The organism is Bradyrhizobium sp. P3_C3 (genome assembly GCF_056402655.1).
In genome coordinates this window covers 76,806-93,304 of sequence record NZ_JBFUGY010000016.1, presented here as the reverse complement: position 1 = coordinate 93,304, position 16,499 = coordinate 76,806, and the positions used below count along the sequence as shown (strand labels likewise).

Sequence of the window (16,499 nt, the reverse complement as noted above, 5' to 3'; positions counted from 1 at the left end):
GCCGCGGCTGCAATCGGCTTTGCTGTCACCGTTCAGCGACCCGCTACTCGCCGCAAGGGGCCCATGCTAGGTTCCGGCAACGGCCGCCGGATCGACTGGGAAAAGTGTGCAGGAGATGACCGGCGGCCGAAGACGAGGCCTGCCGGGAGGAAACTGCAATGGAATTTGTGTGGAGCGTGGTCACATTCATCGGCCAGGTCGTCGAGGCGATTTTTGGTTATGTCGAGCATCATCACTGGATCTTCGCATTCCTTGCCGGCGGCTACGTCTTCTATCTCCACGACCGCTCCGTCCACGCGCGGTTCGATGCGCTCGACAAGCGCATCGACGAAATCCGCAAGCGGCTTGCCATCGAATATTGATCGGGTGAGCGAAACCATCGCCGGGCGGATCTCGTACCCATGCTGAGAACTGCCGTTCACGAGCGCGCGGCCGCGGGGCTTTACTAGCGCCGCGGTTGTGGCATTATTGATGGATATTTTAGATTGTGCCGTGCGGTTCTGCCGAGCGCAACAACGCGGCGGGCCGGCTTGATATCCGGCCAAACCTGTTCGTCGAAAGCATTCTTCTCATCGTTTGGGCGGCGCAGCATTCGCAAATGAGCGGCGCAAAATGGATAGAGCGTTCGTTATTGCGCAGATTTCCGACCTGCATCTGGACGGGTCAGGCCGGCTGCTGGCGACGACCGAGGCGCTCGGTGCCGCAATCCGCCAGGCGATGGCGGACTTCGCGGACGTTCCCGATCGCATTCTGCTGATCACGGGTGATCTCGTGGACGACCCGACGCCGCGCGCGCTGGACGAAGCGCTCGCCGTCATCGCGTCCTTCCGGCAGACCGGACTGTTCACCGACATCCAGGCGGTCGCGGGCAATCACGACGTCAAGCGCCCGAGCCAGCGCGCGGGCCGCCACGACGTCTATGATTATTTGCATCTGCCGCGGAGCTCGAAGAGCGTCTATTACCGCCAGGCCGGCCTCGATCTGGTGCTGCTGGACTCCAACCGCGCGAGCCTCTCGACGCTCGCGAGCGGCCATGTCGACGAGAGCGCCTACAGCGCGCTTGTCGCGGATTCCGCCCGGCTGAGCGTCGAGCTCGCGGGCAGCATGGGATCCGTGGGGCGCGCCGACTATGCCGAGCCGGCGGAAAACCTGGTGCGCGTACTGGCGTTGCATCATCATCCGCTGCCGCAGGCGACCGGCGAAGGAAAGCGGTTTCTCGGCGTCCCCGACGAACCGCTGATGTATCTCGCGGCGCCCGCAACGTTCCTCGAAGCGGCGACGTCGCTCAACGTCAATCTGGTCCTGCACGGACACCGGCATGTCGAGGGGCTCACCCGCTATTCGATTCCGGATCCGCGTGCCACGCGGAGCGAAAGCGGCGAAGCCTTCTGGCGTACGATCTACGTGCTCTCCTGTCCGTCCTCGACCGGGCAGGCCGGTGACGATGCCGGCTTCAACATCATTCATTTTGGCGCATCGTCCCAGGCCGGCCGCACGGAGCACCAGTTCGCGATCACGCGCTATTCGCGGCCGCGCAACGACGGCACCTTCGGGCTGCTCGACTCGAACCTGCCGGACGGCGTCATCAGGTTGCCGGCAGGACGGGATTTTTCGCGTGATCCCGCCGTCCAGTCGGCCATCGAGATCGCCTCATGTGCGATGCTGAAGCGTGATCAAGTCGCCGCACAGGCTCGCCGGCTCCTGATGCGCCGCGCTTTCTATGCCGACAGCGAGGTGGACTGGCCGAGCGCGCTCCACGCCTATCTCGTGACCTCATGGGCCTGGGCCGATATCGAGGGCAAGTTCGCGAGATCGGAGCGCAGGGATGACGCCGGGGCGCTGGCCGCGGTGAAGTTGCTGCTGCGCCGCCTGATCGAGCACTGCGCCGATGTGCTCGGCATTGACGATGTTCAGCTCGACGAGCTGCTTGCGAAGCGGCTGGTCAACCGCGACGACTTCCGGCGCGAATGGCCCGGGATGCCGAGCGCGGGCGTCGATGTTGCTCAGTCGCGGCGGCGGCTGCAATTGCTGCTGCACGACCTGAACGAGCCGGTGAGGGTGCTCGGTCTCGATCTGGCACTCGGTGGCGAGCCGCCGCCGCAGACACCGCCGTGAGGGGCAGCCAGGCTGACGTTAACCCGCCGTTAGGGTTAACAGTCTATTGCTGGCGCGTTCGGCTCGATCAATCGGCTCGTGAGTCAAAAGCGTCATGCGTCAACGGTTCAGTCTTGCCCGGCTTCTCGCGTCCACTTCGCTGGTGGCGGCAGTGGCCATGGGCCTCGGCGGCTGCACGGCCATGTCGAAACTCTCCGACGTCACAGGCTCTGTCGGGCCGCGGACGGAAGCCGCCCCCGCCGATCCCGCGCGCGCCGTCGACGTCTATGGCGAGCGCTACCGTGCCAATCCCAAGGACGCCGACGCGGCGCTCGGCTACGGCCAGGCCTTGCGCGCCAACGGCCAGCGCGCCCAGGCCGCCGCCGTGCTCGAGCAGGCGACCATCGCCAATCCCGGCAACAAGGCGCTGCTCGCGCAGTATGGCCGCGCGCTCGCCGACAACGGCAATTTTCAGCAAGCCTTCGATGTGCTGTCGAAGGCGCACTCGCCCGACAATCCGGACTGGCGCCTGCTCTCGGTGCAGGGCACCGCGCTCGATCAGATGGGCCGCCACGACGAGGCGCGTTCCTATTATGCGAGCGCGCTGAGGATCGCACCAGGCGATCCCGGCGTGCTCTCCAATCTCGGCCTGTCCTACATGTTGTCGAAGGACCTGCCGAAGGCCGAAGAGGCGTTGCGGCAGGCCTACGCCTCGCCGCGCGCCAGTACCCGGGTGCGGCAGAATCTCGGCCTCGTCATCGGTCTCCAGGGCCGTTTCGCCGAAGCCGAGACGATCGTGAAGGCCGACCTGCCGCCCGACCAGGCCGCGGCCAATGTCGCTTACCTCAAGGAAATGCTGAGCCGCAGCGACGCTCCGCGCGGCGCACCGAAGCGGACGCCGGTCGCCTCGCTCAGCCAGCCCGATTGATCAGAACCTGATCTTGCAATCCTGAAGCTGCCGGCGGACCGCGCGCGGTCCGCGTCTCGACGTCAGTGCAGCTCGCTGATCTTGATGCCGGTCGGTCCGAGAATGACGACGAACAGCACCGGCAGGAAGAACAGGATCATCGGCACCGTCAACTTCGGCGGCAGCGCGGCGGCCTTCTTCTCGGCCTCGTTCATGCGCATGTCGCGGTTTTCCTGCGCCATGACGCGCAAGGAATGCCCGAGCGGGGTGCCGTAGCGCTCCGCCTGCTGAAGCGCGAGACACACCGACTTGACGCCCTCGAGCCCGGTGCGCCGCGCCAGGTTCTCATAGGCGACCTTGCGATCCTGCAAATAGGACAGCTCGGCCGTGGTCAGGGTGAACTCCTCGGACAGCGCGATCGACTGGCCAACGATTTCGGTAGCGACCTTCCGGAACGCCATTTCGACCGACATGCCGGATTCGATACAGATCAGGAGCAGGTCGAGCGCATCGGGGAAGGCGCGCTTGATCGATAGCTGGCGCTTGGAGATCGCATTCTTGAGGAACAGCATGGGCGCCTGAAGGCCGAGATAGGCCGCGCCGATGCAGATGCCGATCTTGATCGGCATCGACTGCTGCATATGCGCGATCAGGAACACGTAGATGATCGAGCCGACGAACAGCACGAGCGGAGCCACCATGCGGGCGAAGAGGAAGGTGATGTAGGGCGCCTGGCCGCGATAGCCCGCCATGATGAGCTTGTCGCGCGCGGCTTCCTGCGCGAGCCATTTGGTGAGGTTGAAGTCCTCGACGACCCGGGAGACGACCTGCTTCGGCGTTTGGCGCAGCGAGACCTTCTCGCTCTTGTTGAGGCGCTCGCGCTCGCGCTGGCGGATGCGCTCGCGCTCACTCGCCACCGCCTTCATGCGCTTGGCGAGGCCTTCGCCGGCGAAAAGCGGCATCACCAGCGTATAGACGGTGGCGCTGGCGGCGATGGCCGCCAGCAGCATGGTCATGAAGCGGACATCATGCAGTTTCGAAACGAGGAATTCGACCATACGGCACCGTTAGAAATCGAAATTGATCATCTTCTTCATCACCATGATGCCAATCGACATCCAGACGACGCAGCCGACCAGCATGAGCTGGCCGGTCGGATGGGTCCAAAGCAGCGAGATGTAGTGCGGAGTCGTGAGATAGACGAGGAACATCACGATCGGCGGCAGCGAACCGATGATGCCGGCCGAGGCCTTGGCCTCCATCGACATCGCCTGGATCTTTTCCTTCATCTTCTTGCGGTCGCGCAGCACCTTGGAGAGGTTGCCGAGCGCTTCGGAGAGGTTGCCGCCGGATTTTTGCTGGATCGAGATGACGATGCCGAAGAAGTTGGCTTCCGGCAGCGGCATGCGCTCGTAGAGACGCGAGCAGGCCTCGCCGAGCGGCATACCGATCGCCTGCGTCTCGATGATGGCCAGGAACTCGCTGCGCAGCGGCTCAGGCGAGTCGGCGGCGACGACCTTGATCGATTCGAACAGTGGCAGGCCCGCCTTGATGCCGCGAACGATCACGTCGACCGCATCGGGCAGCGCCGCCAGGAATTTGTTTTCGCGTCGCTTCTTCAGGAAGCCCAGCGCCCAGCGCGGCAGGCCGAAGCCGCCGGCAAAAGCAAGACCGGCGGCGCCAAGCAGGCCGCCGCCAACGAACATGGCGGCCGCGAACAGCACTCCCGCCACGACGGCGGACACGATCCAGAATTTCTGTGGCGTCCAGTCGAGCCCTGCCTGCGACAGGCGAACACCGAGCGGAACGCTCTTCTCCTGCTGGCGCCGCGCCTCGAGATCCTTGAGCGACGTCTCGACCTGCTCGCGGCGCGACCGCTGGCTCTTTTCGGTCTGCTTGGCCGCGGGCGCATCGGCGCGCGCGATCGAGGCACGGCGGCTTTCCGCCTTCCGTTCTCCGGACAGGAGCGGATAAAGGAACACCCAGGCGATGCCGCCGACGGCGGCGGTGGCTAGGAAGGCGAGGGCAAGGACCTGCATGTTCATGGCTGCGCCGATCTGCTCATGTCTTCGGCGCGACTTCCGCCGCATCGAGCGCGGCGGCAAGGCGCTTCTCGTCGCCGTAATAGCGCGCACGCTCCCAGAATTTCGGGCGGCCGATGCCGGTCGAGCGGTGCCGGCCGATGATCTTGCCGTTGGCGTCCTCGCCGACCATGTCGTAGAGGAAGATGTCCTGGGTGATGATGGTGTCGCCTTCCATGCCCATCACCTCGGTGATGTGCGTGATGCGGCGCGAGCCGTCGCGCAGGCGCGCGGCCTGGACGATGACGTCGATCGAAGCGCAGATCATCTCGCGGATGGTGCGCGAGGGCAGTGAGAAGCCGCCCATCGTGATCATGGATTCGCAGCGCGACAGTGCTTCGCGCGGATTGTTGGCGTGGAGCGTGCCCATCGAGCCGTCATGACCGGTGTTCATGGCCTGGAGCAGGTCGAACGCCTCGGGTCCGCGGACTTCGCCGACGATGATGCGTTCGGGGCGCATACGCAGGCAGTTGCGCACCAATTCGCGCATGGTGACCTGGCCTTCGCCCTCGATGTTGGGCGGACGGGTTTCGAGTCGCACCACGTGCGGCTGCTGGAGCTGGAGCTCGGCCGCGTCCTCGCAGGTGATGATGCGCTCGTCGTGCTCGATGTAGTTGGTCAGGCAGTTGAGCAGCGTGGTCTTGCCGGAGCCGGTGCCGCCGGAGATCAGCACGTTGCAGCGGACGCGGCCGATGATCTGGAGGATTTCCGCGCCCTCCGGCGAGATCGCGCCGAACCTGACCAGCTGATCCAGCGTCAGCTTGTCCTTCCTGAATTTTCGAATGGTGAGCGTGGGCCCGTCGATCGACAGCGGCGGCACGATGGCGTTGACGCGGGAGCCGTCGGCGAGGCGCGCGTCGCAGATCGGCGAGGATTCGTCGACGCGCCGGCCGACCTGGCTGACGATGCGCTGGCAGATGTTGAGGAGCTGCTGGTTGTCGCGGAAGCGGATACCGGTGCGCTGGATCTTGCCGGCGACCTCGATGTAGACGGTGTCGGCGCCGTTGACCATGATGTCGGCGATGTCGTCGCGCGACAGCAGAGGCTCCAGCGGGCCGTAGCCGAGAACGTCGTTGCAGATATCGTCGAGCAGCTCTTCCTGCTCGGCGATCGACATCACGATGTTCTTGATCGCGATGATCTCGTTGACGATGTCGCGGATTTCCTCGCGCGCGGACTCGGAGTCGAGCTTGGCGAGCTGGGCGAGGTCGATGGCCTCGATCAGCGCACCGAAGATCGTTGCCTTGACCTCGTAGTAATTGTCCGAGCGGCGGGATTCCATGGCCGGCGCCGGCCGCGCGGGGGCAAGCGGCGGCGAGGCGACGGCCGGCGGGGGCGGCGCGCGCGACACCGCGGGCGCCGGAGCCTGGGCAGGCTCTGGCGACACGGCGCCGGGCTTGGGAGCCCGAGTATCGGTGTCTGTTCCGCTACGCTTACCGAACACTTAACAACTCCATGCGGCGGCTTATTTTCCCCGCAACTTGTCAATCAGGGGTGAAAGCAAGGAAGACTTTTGCTTCTTCGTCTCGCTGCGGCCGGTCAGGCGCTGGGCGATTTGAAGGAACATTTCGATCGACTTGTGGTTGGCGGAGATCTCCGCGATCATCTGGCCGTTGTTGGCGGCCGAGCCGAAGATCTGCGGTTCGAACGGGATCGAGACGACCGGCTGGCTCTCGATCGCCTTGGCGAACTCGGCGGCGGCAATTTCGGGCCGTTTCGGGACGCCGACCTGGTTCAGGCAGTAGAGCGGAGGCCGATCGTTGGGCCGCGAGGCCTTCAGCAGATCGAACAGGTTCTTGGTGTTGCGCAGATTGGCGAGATCAGGCGCTGCCACAATCAGGATGTCGTCCGCCCCGATCAGGGCGCGCTTGGTCCAGCCCGACCATTGATGCGGAACGTCGAGCACGATGCACGGCATGGTGGAGCGCAGCGTGTCGAACACGGCATCGAAGGCGTCGGTGCCGAAATCATAGACCCGGTCGAGCGTCGCCGGCGCCGCCAGCAGGCTGAGATGGTCGGTGCATTTCGACAGCAGGCGGTCGATGAAGGCGGTGTCGACGCGATCCGGCGAGAACACGGCATCCGCAATACCTTGCGGCGGGTCCTGGTTGTAGTCGAGCCCGGCGGTGCCGAAGGCGAGGTCGAGATCGGCGACGACCGAGTCCATTGCGAGGTCGCGCGCGATCGCCCAGGCGACGTTGTGGGAGATGGTGGACGCGCCGACGCCGCCCTTGGCGCCGACCACGGCAATGATGCGGCCGACCGCCTTGGCTTCGGGCGCCGAGAACAGGTTGCAGATCGAGCGCACGACGTCGATCGCGCCGACCGGCGCGAGCACGTAGTCGCTGACGCCGCGGCGCACTAGCTCGCGGTAGAGCGTGACGTCGTTGATGCGGCCGATCACGACCACGCGGGTGCCGGCGTCGCAGACCGTGGCGAGATGGTCGAGGCCGGTCAGAAGATCGTTGCGGCCGTCGCTCTCGAGCACGATCACGTTCGGCGTCGGCGCCGAGCGGTAGGCTTCGATCGCGGCCGCCATGCCGCCCATCTGGATCTTCAGATGGGCCTTGCCGAGACGACGGTCTTCGCCGGCCGACTGCACCGCGGCAGCGGTCTCGACGGTCTCGCAGAAAGCCTGGACCGACACGCGCGGTGAGGGAGCAATATGCTCCTCGACCGGCGTCGGCGCCTCGGACTGCTCTTGTTGAGTCTGGCGAGCGTAGCTGATCATTTGCCGGTGTCGCTGAGTTTGGCCTTTTCGGCCTCAGGATAGGTGGTCGCCGTCGTCGTTCCCTTGCGATACTTCTCGAAGGCCGTGGTGCGACGCGCCGTATAGGACGGCGTTTCAGGCCGCGGCTGCTCGAGGTCCGACGGATTGTCGATCATCGCCGCCATGTTGCGCTGATAGGCGCAGCCGTAATTGTAATAGTCCTTGTTCTCGAACCAGCTCTTGTTCTTCATCGAGGGGCCGATGTCGTCCGGCCACAGGCCACAGGGACCGGCGACCGCGGCGATCTTGGAATAGGTGAGCCGGATCGGCGGCAGGAAGCGCCTGTCTTCCGGCTGGTAGGGGCGAATGTTGACGCCGCGCGGCGGAACGCCCGCGCCCGCCAGCATCGCCTGGATCTCGCGCATCGTGTCCGCGACCGGACGCGCGTTGGGCGTGCCGGACGGCACGTCGATGCGGATGGCGCCGGTACCTTCGTGCAGCCAGGCCGAGGCGACGCCCATCACATCGGCGCGCTGGGCGGCGGTCAATCCGCCGCGGGCATGGCCGACGAAGACGACGATCGAGCGGTTCTGCTCCTCGATCGCGATCGGATGGCGCTGCTTGTAATCGTCGGGGATGGAGGCCGTGACCGCTTCGTTGTGCTGGCAGCCGCCGAGGGCGAGCGCCATGCCAACGAGCGCGCCACCGAAACGGATGGCGCGTTTGCGAATCTGGGGTGGTGCTGTGATCATCGTGAAATCCCCGTTCCGCCTCAGTCGGTAATGAAGCCGTAGGTGCCGCGGTAGTTCTTGGCCGGTTCGGTCCGGCCGGGCACGCCGTAGATGCGGTTGATATTGCCGAGCAGCTCGGCCTGCGGGTCTGCAGGCGCGGCGAAGCCGTCATCCGGCCGCGACAGGTCCTTTGGCGACGCGGCGCGAACGACATAAGGTGTCACGATCACCACCAGCTCGGTCGCGTTGTTGACGAAGTCACGGCTGCGGAACAGCGTGCCGAGGATCGGGAGCTGCATCAGTCCCGGCAACCCGCTGACCGCCTGCTTGGTCTGCTGCTGGATCAGGCCGGCCATGGCCATCGCGCCGCCGGAGGGAATTTCGAGCGAGGTTTCGGCGCGGCGGGTCTTGATCGAGGGCACCGTCAGCGAGTTCACCGAGTTTGAGGTCACGGCCTGCGACAGCGTGATCGAATTTTCGTTCGACAGTTCCGAGACCTCGGTCATCACGCGCAGGCTGATCTTGCCCTCGCTTAGCACGATGGGGGTGAAGTTGAGCGAGATACCGAACTTCTTGAAGCTGATCTGGGTGGTACAGACATGCGTGGTGGGATCGCACGCATAGCCCGCCGGTACCGGGAATTCGCCGCCGGCGATGAAGGTCGCGGACTCACCGGAGATCGCGGTCAGGTTCGGCTCGGCCAGCGTCCGGATCACGCCGGCGCTCTCCATCGCGCGCAGGGTCGCCTGCACCGACGGCGTCGCGCCGAACTTCGTGGTCAGGGCGTTGCCGTCCACCAGGTTCTTGCCAAGAGCCGTGAAGGGGTTGGAGTTGGTGAAGCTCACCACCGAGGTGCCGTAGTTCAGGTTCGCGGTGAGATCGATGCCAAGCTGCTTGATGATGGTGCGCGCGACTTCGGCGACGGTCACCTTCAGCATGACCTGGTCGCGGCCGCGGACCACGATCGAGTTCACCACCTTTTCGGCGCCGCCGGCGAGGCGCGCGGCGAGATCATTGGCCTGCTGCGCTTCCAGCGGGTTCGCCGCCGAGCCGGTCAGGACGACACCGTCGCCGAGGCCGTCGATCTGGATGTCGGAATTGGGCAGGACCTGCTTGAGCGCGGCGCGCAGGCCGTTGAGGTCGCGCTTGACCGCGATGTCATAGGCCGCGATCTGCTGGCCGGCGGAATCGAAGAACACGATGTTGGTCTGGCCGACCGAGGCGCCGATGATGTAGGCCCGCTGCGACGAGCGGACCACCGCATTGGCGATCTTGGGATCGGCGACGAGCACGTCCTTGATGTCGCGCGGCAGGTCGATCACGATCGACTTGCCGACGCCGAGCGAGAGGAAGCGCGCGTTCATCTGGCCGTCGGCCGCGACCTGCGCCACGGGGCGGTAGTCGGCGGCGATCGCCGGGGTGAGCACCGGGTTGAGCGTCAGCGCGAAGGCGGCCGAAAACGACAGGGCGCGGACCATTGAGGCTCGCATCGTCGCCAAATCTGCCCTGCATTTCATATCGACAGTCCTCATCGTGCCTTCGCCGTCGCGCTTGGGATGCCGTAGCGAATGATCGAAACGCCATCGCGCTTCGCGGAATCATCGAGCGTGATCTCGCTCATCTTGACGTCGGCGATGCTGCGCAGCGCGAGCGACAGCGTGCCGCTCTGCCGGGCCGCGGAGAGCGTCGCCGTCTGCGCGGGATTGAGCTCGAGCGTGACGGTCTTGCCTACCACGGCGTTCTGGCCGTCCTTTTCCTTCGGCGCCTGGTCGATGGCCAGCACGCGGACGTTGGCCAGGATGATCTCGGACGTGACGATGTCCTGGGCGCCGGCGCCCTGGTCGGCGTTCTTGAGGCGGCGCGTCAGAAGCACGTCGACGCGGTCGTTGGGCAGGATGAAGCCGCCCGCGCCGGTCTCCGGCGAGATCTCGGTCGAGATCGCGCGCATGCCGGTCGGCAGGATCGCCGCCATGAAGCCGGAGCCCTCGGCCCTGACCAGCTTCTGGTCGCGGATCGGCTCACCCTGGATGAAGGGCGCGCGGGCGATCGAGCCGATGACCTGGGTTGCGCCCTCGGGGCGCTCGTTGCGGCGGATGAAGGTGGAGCTCGCGGTCGCGGCCGGCCAGGTCTGCCATTGCACGTCTTCCGGCTTCACGGTCTGGCCGAGGCCGATGTCGTTCTTGGCGACCAGGACGTCGACGGTCGGAAGCTGTGCGACCGGAGCCGCCGGTGGCGGCGCAGAGTCCGAGCCGCTCGCCAGGTACGCGGCGACACCGCCGGCGCAGATGGCGACCGTCAGGACGACAATGCGTGCCCTATTCATACGCTTCACTTTCCACAAAACGCCGCGACGCAGCCGCCGCCGTAATCGGCAGTTGACCAGCTATTCGTCAAAGCATGGTTAATGAGGCGTATCTAAATCGGCTTAACGCCGGCTTACCCGATGCGTTCAGCGCAGTGCGAGGTGAGCGAGGTCGATCGCCTTCACCCATTCGGTCTCCGGATAGACCATCAGCGCGCCGAGCGTGAGCGCGATGCCGTAAGGAATGCCGCTCTCCTTGTCGTGCAGCCGTGCCAGCCAGGCCTGGCCCGCCAGCCCGTAAGGCAATGGCCATTGCCGGAACTGGAGCAGGAGCAGCGTCAGGGCTCCGCCGAACAGCGAAGCGTAGAGCAGGAAATCCATCAATTGCGCGAAGCCGAACCAGAGCGCGACCGAAGCCGCGACCTTGGCGTCGCCGCCGCCCATCCAGCCCATCGCAAAGCAGCCGAAGGCCACGACGAGAAGCAGTGCGCCGGCGCCGACATGGCTCAGCATCTCGTAAGGTGCCATGCCACCGGCGAACGCGAGCACGAAGAAGCCTGCGATCAGCGCCAGCGACACGCGGTTTGAGATGGTCATCGTGAAGAGATCGCTCGCGGCGGCGAAGGCCATCAGGGCCGGGAAGAGCAGAAGGCGCGCAAGGTCGAGGATCATGGGCGGCGTCTTGAGCTTGGGTTCATCGCGGGATCGGGGGTGTCGCCGCATGCTAGCCGGCAGTGCTAAACAAACCGACAACGGCGGCAGCGGCGCTGCGAGCAGGAGCCTGCCGGAGGCGCACTCACCAGATGCTGGCAATGCGCGCGGCGAGGACGGCCGTCGCAAGCAGCAGCGCAAGGCAAACCCAGTACGCCGGCGAAGAGGTCTCGGCCGCCTCCGCCTCGCTCGCCGCAACCGCGGCTTCGGTTCTGTACTCGCGTAACGCCACTGGAACTCGCCGCGTTCAGAAAAACAAAGGCCCCGGAGGTCCGGGGCTTTTGCCGTCGTTGGTCGGTCGCTTACTTCAGCGAGGAGCTGATCGAGCCGAACTTGGTGTTCAGCGAGCTGCCGAGGTTGTTGACGACGGTGATGATGGCCAGTGCGATGCCGGCGGCAATCAGGCCGTATTCGATGGCGGTGGCGCCGGATTCATCCTTCGCGAAACGCGCAATCAGGTTCTTCATGAACTAAACTCCGTCTGGGGTGTGATCGCCTCGTTCGGCGCTGTGCTTGACGCGATAAACATGAGATCCGAGCTCTTTCGGTAGAGTTAATTCGATCGGGCAAACCCGCTTCCAGCCCGATGCTTTTGCCCAGAGTGAATTTGGCCTTAAGGACGCAATCGAAATTCTTCCTGTTCCAAATGCGCCCCAAGCGCGCCGTGGACTTCACCCTCCCTTAAATTTCGGGGAGTAGGCCTAAGCGGGATCAGAAGTTTGGAAGAGAGGCGACGATGTCGAGCCTGCCCATGCAAGTCGCCTTGATGCTCGGCGAGACCATCCAGAAGATGGTCCCCGTCACCTTCGTGCTCGCGGCGGTCTTCACCGTGCTCGAGCATTTCTGGGCCTGCAATCCCGGCGCGCCGTGGTGGCGCAAGCGCGAGATCCTCACCGACATCTGCTACTGGTTCTTCGTTCCGGTGTTCGCCCGCACCATGCGGATCGGACTCCTGATCGTCGGTGCCGGTGCCGTCTTCAACATCCACGATGCCGACGACCTGATCGCCTTCTACGACAACGGCCATGGCCCGCTGGCGCAGTTGCCGCTGTGGGTACAGGCCATACTGTTCCTGGTGCTGTCTGACTTCATGTTGTACTGGCTGCACCGGCTGTTCCACGACGGCGGATTCTGGAAGTACCACGCCATCCATCATTCGTCGGAGGAGATCGGGTGGATTTCCGCGGCCCGCTTCCATCCCGTCAATCTCATGCTCGGGACGATCGGCGTCGACGTCGTGCTGCTGATGGCCGGCATCTCCCCGAACGTCATGATCTGGCTCGGTCCGTTCACCACCTTCCATTCGGCCTTCGTGCACGCCAACCTGAACTGGACCTTCGGGCCGTTCAAATATGTGCTGGCGACGCCGGTGTTCCACCGCTGGCACCACACCGGGCTCGAAGAGGGCGGTGACACCAATTTTGCCGGGACGTTTCCGATCTGGGACGTGCTGTTCGGCACCTTCCGCATGCCGGAGGGGAAACTGCCGCAGGACTACGGCAAGGACGAAGCGACCATGCCGAAGGAGATCGGGGGCCAGCTCGCCTATCCGTTCCGCCAGTAAGGGATCTTCTGAGGCAGCAAAGCGCCAGTCCGTTCAAACAATAGTCGGCGAGTTTGCGGAACGTTCACGAATTAAGGGCAGGTTAGCCGGGTCGGGCACCGGCTCCGCTGTGTATCGAATCGCTTCTGCCGGTTTGTGACGTCCCGGGGGTAAGAGTATGCGTAAAGAGTTGCTGCGCCGTCATGCGCGCGTTTGTCTTCTGGTTGCGGCTGCGGTGCTGGCATCGCCGGCCGCCAGCCTTGCCGAGGCGACCGCCGACACCATCGCCGTCAATGTCGACCAGGCCAAGCTGGTCCGGCTGCCCGGCAAGGTGGCGACCATCGTGGTCGGCAATCCCCTGATCGCCGACGTCACGCTCCAGCCCGGCGGCATGATCGTCGTGACCGGGAAGGGCTACGGTGCCACCAATTTCATCGCGCTCGACCGGGGCGGTGAGATCCTGGTCGACCGTCAGATCCAGGTCGAAGGTCCGAGCGACCGGCTCGTCACCGTCTATCGCGGGGTAGAGCGCGAGTCCTACAGCTGCATGCCGCTGTGTCAGCGCCGCGTGACGCTCGGCGACAGCGACAACTATTTCAACAACACGATGAGCCAGGCCGGTTCGTTGAGCAACAACGCCAGCGGCAACGCCGGCGCGGCCGCCAAAACGAACTAGCAAGACGAGCTCGCAAGACGAACTGGCAAGAGCGACGCGTTGTCCAGTTGCGTCTACGACAGCGCGGATGCGGCCGGTACGACCTGCTGAGTCCATCCGCTCTTTCGGACATGAAAAAAGGCCGTGCGTTGCGCACGGCCTTTTCCTTTTGCTTGCTCGCTAGAGCCGTCCGGGCCAAAGGCCCTTGGGCTCAACCGGCGGCGCGGAGGTTGTCCGCTGCCGACTTGCCGGAACGACGGTCGGCCACGATCTCGTAAGAGACCTTCTGACCTTCACGCAGCGTGCCGAGACCGGCGCGCTCGACGGCGCTGATGTGTACGAAGACGTCCTGGCCGCCATCGTCGGGCTGGATGAAGCCAAAGCCCTTGGTCGCGTTAAACCACTTCACGGTTCCCATGCTCACGGGGTAGTTCCTTCTCAGATGTGCAGTGTCGAAGCCTACTTTCGCAGGCGGGTTAGATCGAGTTTCTGGAAGGGTCGTCAGCGTGTCTGAACCGGCTGTACCGGTGGATGCCAATGTCGTCCGGCCGAAAATCGATGAGTGATTTTATTGGAATTAAGGCACCAAAACAATCCTGACGTGCACGATTTTTTGATCCGCCGCGATCGACACGGCGGATCAGCATACAGGTCAGAATTTTACTTTCGCAGCCGAGATGCCGGAAGCGGATCAGCGGCGGCGGAACTGGCCACCGCGCTGTCCGGGACGGGGAGGCCCGCCCACGCCACTCGGACGTTCGTCCTTGTGGCGGAAAATCAGCCGGCCCTTCTCGAGGTCGTAGGGCGACATTTCCACGGTCACGCGGTCACCCGCCAGCGTCTTGATGCGGTTCTTCTTCATCTTGCCGGCGGTGTAGGCGACGATCTCGTGCCCGGCGTCGAGCTGCACGCGGTAGCGCGCGTCGGGGAGGATTTCGGTGACCAGTCCTTCGAACTGGATCAGCTCTTCCTTAGCCATGAATTTCTCCAGGTCGTGGACGGCTAGTGCGAATAGGGTTTGCGGGTCGGTTGGCCCATCGGCCGACTCTCGCGGCGTAAAAAGGCCACGCCTTGTATCCCATCGGGCTTGCCGGCGCTATGCGCGGAACGCTGTTCCGGGCGCTCGGTTGGGGAAGAATGCGTCTTACCACCGGACCGTTGGCGGCGAGACCCCTTCGAGACCTTCTGGCTACCACCGGGACGTCCGTCAACATGCCTTCCGTCACCGTGCCGACCTTCGCCGGGCCTTCCGTCGCCATGCTTGGCGGCGCTATGGTGGCGTCCGTCGGCATGCCTTTCGTCGGTGCGTCGTCCGTCAGTGTGACGTCCCTCACCATGCCTTGCGCCTTGCGGACGCTGGCCCGGGCGGCCGGGCCGGCCCTGTCGTTGCTGCGGCGGGGGCGGGCCCGCATCGCGGCGCCCGGCATCGGTGCGGTGATCCTCACGCGATAGCGTTACCTTGATCAGCCGCTCGATGTCGCGGAGATAGCTGAGTTCCTCGCCGCCGGCGACCAGCGAGATCGCGGTCCCCTCGGCGCCGGCGCGCGCGGTGCGCCCGATGCGGTGCACATAGGTCTCGGGCACGTTGGGCAGGTCGAAATTGATGACGTGGCTGATGCCGTCGACATCGATACCGCGGGCAGCGATGTCGGTGGCGACCAGGGTGCGGATCTCGCCGGAACGGAACTGGGCGAGCGTCCGCTCGCGATGGTTCTGCGACTTGTTGCCATGAATGGCGCTGGCGGCGATGCCAGCCTTCTCAAGTGTCTTCACGACCTTGTCGGCACCATGCTTGGTGCGGGTGAAGACCAGCGCGCGATTGACCGGCTCGTCCTTCAGGAGCTTGGTCAGGAAGGCGGGCTTGGCCGAGAAATCGACCTGGATGATGCGCTGGTTGATCCGCTCGGCGGTCGAGGACACCGGGGTGACCGCAACGCGGGCGGGATCCCGCAGCATCGCGTCGGCGAGCTCGGCGATGTCCTTCGGCATGGTGGCCGAGAAGAACAGCGTCTGCCGCTTGATCGGCAGCTTGGCGACGATTTTGCGGATGTCGTTGATGAAGCCCATGTCGAGCATGCGGTCGGCCTCGTCGAGCACGAGGAATTCGACGCTTCCAAGCTTCAGTCCGTTGCTCTGCACGAGGTCGAGCAGCCGGCCGGGGGTCGCCACCAAAACCTCGAGGCCGGGCATCAGCGCGCGAACCTGGCGGCCCATCGGCACGCCGCCGATGGCGAGTGTCGAGGACAGCCGGATGTGGCGGCCGTAGGCGTTGAAACTGTCGAGGATCTGGCCGGACAGCTCGCGGGTGGGCGAGAGCACCAGCACGCGGCAGGTCTTGGGCTGCGGCTTGATCCGGTTCTCGAGCAGGCGGTGCAGGATCGGCAGCGCGAAGGACGCGGTCTTGCCGGTGCCGGTCTGGGCGATGCCGACGACGTCGCGGCCGGTCAGCGCCGTGGGAATCGTCTGGGCCTGGATGGGGGTGGGAGTGACGTAATTCTCTTCGGCGAGAGCACGCGCGATGGGTTCGGCAAGGCCGAAGTCCTGAAAGGAAGTCAAAAGATGGGTTCTTTCCATGTCGAAAGCGAGCGCCCGGCGCAATCAGCGGGGCACGCGCAATAAGGGTGTCGAATGGACACCTGCGTGTTTGGGGTGTCGGATGGCTTGATGGGATGGGGCAAGCCAGAGGCCCGGAAAGGGCTTAAGAACACGCGGCTCGCTACGACCCCTTGATTCGCAAGAGGTCTCGAACCTCCATATGGAACATT

At 64.8% G+C, this 16,499-nt stretch carries 18 protein-coding genes; 5 read left to right on the top strand and 13 right to left on the bottom strand.

Annotation, left to right across the window (positions count from 1 at the left end; translation table 11 throughout):
- Nucleotides 1–158: 158 nt before the first annotated feature.
- The 3 genes from AC1DW2_RS19950 to AC1DW2_RS19940 all read left to right on the top strand — a co-directional run bounded on the left by AC1DW2_RS19950 (nucleotide 159) and on the right by AC1DW2_RS19940 (nucleotide 3,022).
- A complete protein-coding gene (locus AC1DW2_RS19950; protein ID WP_063980964.1) occupies nucleotides 159–362 on the top strand; it encodes a hypothetical protein in 204 nt (67 codons plus the stop codon).
- A 250-nt stretch (nucleotides 363–612) separates the two neighbouring features.
- Entirely contained in the window at nucleotides 613–2,115 is a 1,503-nt protein-coding gene (locus AC1DW2_RS19945) for a metallophosphoesterase family protein (protein WP_477007005.1), read from the top strand.
- 94 nt (nucleotides 2,116–2,209) lie between these two features.
- Complete coding sequence (locus tag AC1DW2_RS19940; RefSeq protein ID WP_063980965.1) at nucleotides 2,210–3,022, top strand: tetratricopeptide repeat protein; 813 nt, start codon at nucleotides 2,210–2,212, stop codon at nucleotides 3,020–3,022.
- A gap of 62 nt (nucleotides 3,023–3,084) precedes the next feature.
- On the opposite strand, the gene AC1DW2_RS19935 is transcribed toward AC1DW2_RS19940, so the two are convergent.
- From AC1DW2_RS19935 to AC1DW2_RS19890, 10 genes are all read right to left on the bottom strand, one after another.
- Nucleotides 3,085–4,059, bottom strand: coding sequence for a type II secretion system F family protein (locus tag AC1DW2_RS19935; RefSeq protein ID WP_063980966.1), 975 nt, complete (start codon nucleotides 4,057–4,059; stop codon nucleotides 3,085–3,087).
- Nucleotides 4,060–4,068: 9 nt separating this feature from the next.
- A complete protein-coding gene (locus AC1DW2_RS19930) occupies nucleotides 4,069–5,046 on the bottom strand; it encodes a type II secretion system F family protein (protein WP_354119971.1) in 978 nt (325 codons plus the stop codon).
- Between the two features lie 16 nt (nucleotides 5,047–5,062).
- Nucleotides 5,063–6,526 carry a TadA family conjugal transfer-associated ATPase gene (locus tag AC1DW2_RS19925; protein WP_071916702.1) on the bottom strand — a complete coding sequence of 488 codons (1,464 nt, stop codon included), beginning with the start codon at nucleotides 6,524–6,526 and terminating at the stop codon, nucleotides 5,063–5,065.
- Nucleotides 6,527–6,547: 21 nt separating this feature from the next.
- On the bottom strand, nucleotides 6,548–7,813 hold the full coding sequence (locus AC1DW2_RS19920) for a CpaE/TadZ family protein (RefSeq protein WP_063980969.1): 1,266 nt from the start codon (nucleotides 7,811–7,813) through the stop codon (nucleotides 6,548–6,550).
- A complete protein-coding gene (locus tag AC1DW2_RS19915) occupies nucleotides 7,810–8,544 on the bottom strand; it encodes a CpaD family pilus assembly protein (protein WP_085401884.1) in 735 nt (244 codons plus the stop codon). Before AC1DW2_RS19915 ends, AC1DW2_RS19920 begins: the two co-directional genes overlap by 4 nt.
- A gap of 20 nt (nucleotides 8,545–8,564) precedes the next feature.
- On the bottom strand, nucleotides 8,565–10,040 hold the full coding sequence (locus AC1DW2_RS19910) for a type II and III secretion system protein family protein (RefSeq protein WP_354242114.1): 1,476 nt from the start codon (nucleotides 10,038–10,040) through the stop codon (nucleotides 8,565–8,567).
- An 11-nt stretch (nucleotides 10,041–10,051) separates the two neighbouring features.
- Nucleotides 10,052–10,846: a Flp pilus assembly protein CpaB gene (gene cpaB, locus AC1DW2_RS19905; RefSeq protein WP_063980971.1), complete on the bottom strand. Its 795-nt coding sequence runs from the start codon at nucleotides 10,844–10,846 to the stop codon at nucleotides 10,052–10,054.
- Nucleotides 10,847–10,972: 126 nt separating this feature from the next.
- On the bottom strand, nucleotides 10,973–11,497 hold the full coding sequence (locus AC1DW2_RS19900) for an A24 family peptidase (protein WP_014498226.1): 525 nt from the start codon (nucleotides 11,495–11,497) through the stop codon (nucleotides 10,973–10,975).
- Nucleotides 11,498–11,621: 124 nt separating this feature from the next.
- On the bottom strand, nucleotides 11,622–11,768 hold the full coding sequence (locus AC1DW2_RS19895) for a hypothetical protein (RefSeq protein WP_167768029.1): 147 nt from the start codon (nucleotides 11,766–11,768) through the stop codon (nucleotides 11,622–11,624).
- A 70-nt stretch (nucleotides 11,769–11,838) separates the two neighbouring features.
- On the bottom strand, nucleotides 11,839–12,003 hold the full coding sequence (locus AC1DW2_RS19890) for a Flp family type IVb pilin (protein WP_014498224.1): 165 nt from the start codon (nucleotides 12,001–12,003) through the stop codon (nucleotides 11,839–11,841).
- Nucleotides 12,004–12,272: 269 nt separating this feature from the next.
- On the opposite strand from AC1DW2_RS19890, the gene AC1DW2_RS19885 reads away from it, so the two are divergent.
- Together AC1DW2_RS19885 and AC1DW2_RS19880 are read left to right on the top strand one after the other, a co-directional pair.
- On the top strand, nucleotides 12,273–13,100 hold the full coding sequence (locus AC1DW2_RS19885) for a sterol desaturase family protein (protein ID WP_477007004.1): 828 nt from the start codon (nucleotides 12,273–12,275) through the stop codon (nucleotides 13,098–13,100).
- Nucleotides 13,101–13,257: 157 nt separating this feature from the next.
- Nucleotides 13,258–13,755, top strand: coding sequence for a pilus assembly protein N-terminal domain-containing protein (locus AC1DW2_RS19880; RefSeq protein ID WP_063980973.1), 498 nt, complete (start codon nucleotides 13,258–13,260; stop codon nucleotides 13,753–13,755).
- A gap of 190 nt (nucleotides 13,756–13,945) precedes the next feature.
- Here AC1DW2_RS19880 and AC1DW2_RS19875 read toward each other — a convergent pair whose 3' ends face one another.
- The 3 genes from AC1DW2_RS19875 to AC1DW2_RS19865 form a co-directional block, all read right to left on the bottom strand.
- Nucleotides 13,946–14,158 (bottom strand): cold-shock protein, encoded by a 213-nt coding sequence (locus AC1DW2_RS19875; RefSeq protein ID WP_028148374.1) that lies wholly within the window; start codon nucleotides 14,156–14,158, stop codon nucleotides 13,946–13,948.
- Nucleotides 14,159–14,425: 267 nt separating this feature from the next.
- The gene (infA, locus tag AC1DW2_RS19870) at nucleotides 14,426–14,713 is read right to left on the bottom strand and encodes a translation initiation factor IF-1 (protein WP_008131890.1); all 288 of its coding nucleotides are present in this window, start codon (nucleotides 14,711–14,713) and stop codon (nucleotides 14,426–14,428) included.
- Between the two features lie 23 nt (nucleotides 14,714–14,736).
- On the bottom strand, nucleotides 14,737–16,308 hold the full coding sequence (locus AC1DW2_RS19865; RefSeq protein WP_477007003.1) for a DEAD/DEAH box helicase: 1,572 nt from the start codon (nucleotides 16,306–16,308) through the stop codon (nucleotides 14,737–14,739).
- Nucleotides 16,309–16,499 lie beyond the last annotated feature (191 nt).